At 37.0% G+C, this 6,374-nt stretch carries 4 protein-coding genes; 1 reads left to right on the top strand and 3 read right to left on the bottom strand.

Translation table 11 applies throughout. The annotated features are described in order from the left end of the window. The 3 genes from F6K54_RS38200 to F6K54_RS38190 form a co-directional block, all read right to left on the bottom strand. A partial coding sequence (locus tag F6K54_RS38200) for an alpha/beta hydrolase (RefSeq protein ID WP_293089296.1) occupies positions 1–546 on the bottom strand: 546 nt, incomplete at its 3' end. Between the two features lie 588 nt (positions 547–1,134). Further along, on the bottom strand, positions 1,135–3,786 hold the full coding sequence (locus F6K54_RS38195; protein WP_293089294.1) for a C39 family peptidase: 2,652 nt from the start codon (positions 3,784–3,786) through the stop codon (positions 1,135–1,137). Between the two features lie 383 nt (positions 3,787–4,169). After that, the gene (locus tag F6K54_RS38190) at positions 4,170–4,610 is read right to left on the bottom strand and encodes a peroxiredoxin (RefSeq protein WP_287241555.1); all 441 of its coding nucleotides are present in this window, start codon (positions 4,608–4,610) and stop codon (positions 4,170–4,172) included. Between the two features lie 197 nt (positions 4,611–4,807). Between F6K54_RS38190 and F6K54_RS38185 the strand changes: the two genes are divergently transcribed. After that, entirely contained in the window at positions 4,808–5,245 is a 438-nt protein-coding gene (locus F6K54_RS38185) for an Npun_F0494 family protein (RefSeq protein ID WP_366558362.1), read from the top strand. Positions 5,246–6,374 lie beyond the last annotated feature (1,129 nt).

Below are 6,374 nucleotides of genomic sequence, written 5' to 3'. Positions count from 1 at the left end.
TACGCCTGTTTCATAAGTTTTTTGACGACCTGCATTTTGTTTAGCAATTAAGGCTGTAACAGTCTCACGATCCATCGCTTCAAAGTAGCTGGCCTTATTGCCCATCATGCCGGACACAGAGGCAATAGCTTTCAAGCGTTTATCTGTCGTGGCAGTCAAAGCCATGTAACCGCCTGATGCGCAAACACCGATGCCAAAGAGGTTGTCACGGTCAACGAAGGGAAGTGTACCCATGAAGCTAACCGCATCGCGGATGCTTTCAATCTTCACAAATGCATTTTCGTTGTTACGAATTTCCCCTTCGCTGTCACCATAACCGATATGGTCAAAAACGATAGTGACATAACCGCGTTCGGCAAGCTCAGGACCGTAAACGGCTCCGGTTTGCTCTTTCACTTGGTTAAAGGCTGGCGAAAAGACAATAGCGGGATAGCTACCATTTGAATCAAAACCTTCTGGTGTGTAGAGGTGAGCTGAAAGGTTTAGTCCCTGAGATTTAAAGGTAATATCATTTTTTCCAGATTTTAAATTTTGTAATTTCATCATGGTGTTCTGTTCAATTAGGTTTTAAATTCGCTTACATTTACTATGTTATCGAGTTATTTGAGATGAGTAAATAAACAAAACTGCAGAATTTGGATACATTTTTGCAACTTATGTTTTATATCATGTCCGGTTGAACAGTGATAAATAAATAACTACGGAGGAGTCAGGAGTCAGGAGTCAGGAGTCAGGAGGAAAGAGGGAAGAAAGAAGAAGAACTGGAGTTGAAGGAGAAAGTTTTTTTATAACTAATTATCCGGACATGATATTAAATGAAGATCCCTGATAAAAATATCCACATTAATAACTCTTAATTAGGACTTACGCATGAACACTATTTCAAACTTGATGCGCCAGTAGTAGCGCGTCAAGCTGAAAATGATGTATTAAATTTTTGAGTATAATTCTTGCTCTGACTAAGGTTTGGAGAATTTTCCTAAAACACTATTTCAAGCTTGACGCGCCACTACTGGACCGAATAAAACTATGCAATAAATTTTTGTTTCTAAGTATCTTTTTCTCCCCTACTCCCCTACTCCCCTAACACACTTCCCTCCTGACTCCTGACTCCTGACTCCTGACTCCTGAGTGCTACTTTTTCCTAATAAAATGCGCCCAAACACCTCCATTAGGACCCGCAACTCGATCCATGTAATCATAAGGATAAATTAAACGACTACCTTCAGTATCAGAATAACCAGTTAAAGCATTCCCCCAAGGATCGTTAACAATATAACCCTTGTAACTATGTCCGATCGCTGTCAAAATATGACCGCTAGCAGTAAAGTCTCCTGCTACAACTACTGGACGACCATTATTCAACTCATTTTTAACCTCAGACCACTCACGGGTAGTGCTAAAACTTGTCTCAAAATCATAAGCACGAATCAAAGCTGATAAAACACTGTGGTCTGTTTCCGAACCCTGACCATAATTATTAAAACACCATTCCAACAACTCATCTTCTAGCTGCCCGCCCCAATAAGACCGCACTCCATAATAAGCAAAAATCATCGCGATCGATGTCACATTACAAGTAGACCAATAAAATCGAGGGTTATCACGTTGAGAAAAATAGGGAACATTCAGTTCTATTTTATTTCTAATGGGATTAAAAGATTTATTCCCACGTTTAAACAAAAAGTAACTAGGAAACACATAACCAGTATTACCAAATTCTCCCATTTGTTCGGTCAAAGCAACTTTGAGATGATTTCCCTCTACAGCATAACTATTCACCCCGTACACCCTACCGATAGGTAACGTTACCTTTTCTGAACTACCTAACAAAAATGAAAACAAAGGTCGCTTTTTAATCACCGTAGTTTCTCGAACCGTCATCGTCATAGCATTAGGATCGTAGAGTATTTCCTCTTCTTGTTTCTTGATTCTAACGTGCTGCCAATAGATATATCCTACTTTACCAAAACCGGGAATAGATTCCAGCAGAGTTACGCGAAAATGCCCTCTAGTGGAAGCATAACCAGTAATTGCCAAAGTCTGACCTAGAGATAATTCTGCTTTTTTATTATCATCAAGTTGAGATGAATCTTCTGGACTACCCTTAATAAAAGTTTTTTGAACTACCAATATTTTAGCGCTGATATAAGTATCTGGAACATCGGTAAAATCAAATAGCAGAAGCTTAGAACCTTTTCTCACTTCAACATAAGGTTCATAAAAATAGCCAAAATTTCCTATCGGTGATATCCCATTACTCAATACCACTTTTAAATGCCCATCAACTAATCCATATTTTTCAACAGTAAAAATTTCTCCTGCGTCAACCCTAACTTTTTGTTGATTATTAAGCTTGGAACTATCTATAGGATATAATTTAAACCAGGTATCCTTGGTAACTTTCAACTTAATATCTTTTCCAGCAGATATCGGTTCTGAACTTACATAGATATTAACTACTTTACTATCAACAACATTTCCCTTACTATCAAGACTTTGTAAGCGTAACCACCGTGTTCCCGCTGTATTAAATCCTCGACTTAATTTGACTTCCCATAAACCAGACTCTGAGTCAAGATTCACTGGTAATGGATATTTATCTTCCGCAGTCACTGTTACGGTTTTTCCTTGACTAGGATCGTAAGTACCCCGAAGAGTTGTGGTTTGATTGACTAAAACTTCTGTAGGACCTAAAAATTTGAGTGTGGCAGCAGTTGCAAAAGTTTGACTAGCTTCAGTTAATTGCACAAAATCTGGATATACATATCCCTCGTTACCAAAGTTCGGTAGGTTTTCTGTGAGTAATAATCTTGTGTGGTTATTTTGGTATGTGTAGTTGGAGACACCATAAACCATTCCCTTTTGCAGAATTAATTTTTCATCTGGTTTTAAATATGCTTCGTTTGTTGGTTGCTTTTTGATAATGGTATTGTTGAGAGTTTTCAGAGCGATCGCTGTTTGACTATGTTTTACTGTCTCCCCTTGCCTGATAATTTCCACTTTTTGTGGATCGACATATCCTGTATCCCCAAAACCAGGGATAGCTTTAGTTAAAGATACTCGAAAATGACCTTCTACGCTAGCATAACCTTGGATAACATCAGTTTCTCCAGAAAAAAGTTCTATTTGTTCATTGGATGCTAGTTGGGAATAAGGTTCCGGTCTAAGTTTAATTTGAGTTCTTTGTTTCACCCATAGTAAAGCTTTATCTTGAGGTGCTTCAGGTAAATTAGCACGATTGAAGTAAAGAACTTTTGCCCATTTAGATAAGTGTACTTGTTGAGAATTAAAATAGCCAAATTTGCCAATGGGTGGAATAGGAGTTGCAAGTTCGACTTGTAGGTAATTATCTACTAACTGATATTTAAGGAGTCGATAAGTTTGACCTGCTGATAGATTTACTTTTTCTTCAGTAGTTAAATTATCTAGCTCTTCTAATCTTTCTTGAAAGACAGTATTCGTGAGGGTAATTAATGTTAATGATGGGTAAATAATCGGTTCAGTATTAACAGTAATATTAATTGTTTGTTCAGTAATTAAATTATTATTTATATCCGTTCCTTTCAGTCGCAACCAACGATTTCCTGAACCATTAAACCCTGATTCTAAAATTGTGTGCCATAATCCTGTAGTTGAATTTTTAGTAACATTCAAAGGATATTTATCTTCTGCTATTAGAGCAATATTATGGATTTGTTCGGGATTAAATTTACCTGTAATAACAGTAGGTTGATTAACTAGAAATTCGGTCGGACCAAGATAGGAAAGGGTATCTGTACTCATAATTTCTATTTATTCTAAAACTAAAATTTGCTACAACAAATAAACCTGTAGATAATTCCACAGGCGATTAGTAAAAAAGTATTTTTCGGAAAATTTATTAGATACTGAAAATTAGTAGAAATCTCCAGAAAAGAGGGAGTAGGGAGTAGGTAGGGACGTTGCATGCAACGTCCGTACAGAGTAGGGGGAAAGAATTAATAGTTTCTGTGCGATAATCGATCTTATTTTTTATTATCGGAGATGTCTAGTACAAACTATAGCAAAGAATGGGTTGCTTAGGACATAGACTGATAATAAACCTTAGACAGGGAAATGTTTTTCCCACTGTTCCCTGTTCCCTGCTCCCTATTCCCTATTCCCTATTCCCTATTCCCTGACTATAATTATTTTGCGCCGATAACTTCTAAAATATCTTGAGCATGACTACCAGTTTTCACATTCTCATCAACATGAGAAATATTCCCTGTAGAGTCAATAATGTAGGTGACACGTTTAGGATATCCACCACCTTCAACATCATAAGCTTTCGTGATAGCGCCATCAACATCTGCCAATAGTTGGAAAGGCAAACCATATTTTTCAGTGAAAGCTTTGTGGGAAGCTTCATCATCCATGCTTACACCAAGAACAACCATATCTTTACCTTGGTATTCAGCATAGTTGTCTCGGAAGCTTTGAGCTTCTTTAGTACAACCTGGAGTATCATCCTTGGGATAAAAATATAGGACAACTGTTTTACCAGCAAAATCAGATAAGGAAACGGTGCTGCCGTTGGTATCTTTTACTGTGAATTCTGGTGCTTTGGTGCCAACAGATAATGGCATAGATTTTGTTTTCTCCTTAAATAAGTTTACGGCATGGCCTTGTATTCTTTCTGTTATTTTAAGATATTTTGTGCTTTGAAAAACTTTGACTTATCCTGAAATTTTTTCTAGCTTGGTTTTCTAGACTACTTTGTTAAAAAAAAATAAAATATTATTTGTATTATAAATAACATAAATAATATCAATTATATGATATAATGAAATGCTATTATAAAAAAATAATCGCTATGAGCTCTATAAAATCTGAAAACTTAATATCACTCCAATACCCTACTAATACTGAAAAAAGGGCGGAAAGAGCGCTTAGTTGTAGCCCATTTAACATCAGATTATTTACAACAATGTCCGATCAAAGTGTGGAATTAAAATCAATAGCATCAGAGAGAGGTTTAAAAAACGACTATACTCGTTCGCCCATATCAGAATTAGCTGCTGAAAATTATTTAATGTGGCTAATTCAGGTGGGTGTATTAAGGAGGGAAGTTGATGGACAAGGTATTACAGATGGTTTTCGCCTCACACCTCTTGGTCATCAGTTAGTAAAAAAATATACTGTAAAAGGAAGTTTGTCTCAACCGTCTATGGGCGATCGCTTCTATAATTTAATTAATCGTTGGTTTCGACTTCCTATTTAGATAGTTTAATAATTATTAATTATTAATTATCACCTTTCCTTTTTTTGGTAATAAATATCCAAACTTTGAAGAGTTTGATCGTAATTTCTTGGTCAAACTTCAACTTGATAATTATAGATTCTGAAACTAGGTCATGATTAATCAGCTATTGCATACTTAAGGTTTATATACTATTAATTTCAAAGAAAGCGCTGATAGTTGAAAATGCTTTTCTTCTTCTATTGTTTTTTTATTTGAAATATTAAAAGGGTGTTGCTTATTTTTGACATAAAAGGGCAAGGCTTTAAACCTAATTTTTCGGTAAATGTCATACAATTTATCTTTATCTTTTGCCGGTTTAATACCCCACCGTCAATGGGACTGCTTAAAATTGCTTGGGATATAAACTTGCAGGCCAACAAATACTAGCAGTTATATTATGTCCGGATAATTAGTGATGAAAAACTTTATCAAAATAATATGGGGTGCATCTCAATGCGTGAATAAAGCCAAAAATTTATCACTTTTAGGGAACACCGGATCTGGGAACAGGGAACAGGGAATATATAGGAAAAAAGTATTTTTGCTTGCTATGAGATGCACCCATAATATGGGTCTAAAACCCCACCCTTTAAGGCGTAATATTTGAGTTGCTCAAATCCCCTACTTCCCTTCCTGGCTCCCCTCCTGGGAGCAGGGCTAATTCATTGTCGCGCCTAGAATATTTATATGGATATGAAATACATTTAATTGTGCAAATAGCAAGTAAATATAAGAATCTCCCCATCTCCCCATCCCCCCATCTCCCTATCAATTTTTCTCTAGTGACAATAAATTAACCTTGCCTCCTGGGTGGGTTAACTTCTGACTTCGTTATTCCTTCTAATCTTTTCTTCCCTTCTGCCCTCAGCATAGCAGCATAGCTGCCTTCATTCCTCCAAAGTGTAACTATTCAACCGGGCATGATATTACACCAAGCTGTATATTTTAAACTTTGACATCCTCCCCGGCCTTTAGGCACGGGGATTCCTACTGAGCCATAGCTCCTCGGCGGGTTGACGCTTTGCTTCGCATAGCTGTCGCTAACACAGGGTGCTGCTTCCTTGGCGGTAGTCTAACGCTTCCCTCCACGTCCGCGCACGAGTTTCCG

Source organism: Okeania sp. SIO3B5, assembly GCF_010692555.1.
GTDB lineage: Bacteria > Cyanobacteriota > Cyanobacteriia > Cyanobacteriales > Microcoleaceae > Okeania.
The sequence above is the reverse complement of the archived record's forward strand: the minus strand, read 5'-3'. Positions and strand labels throughout refer to the sequence as shown.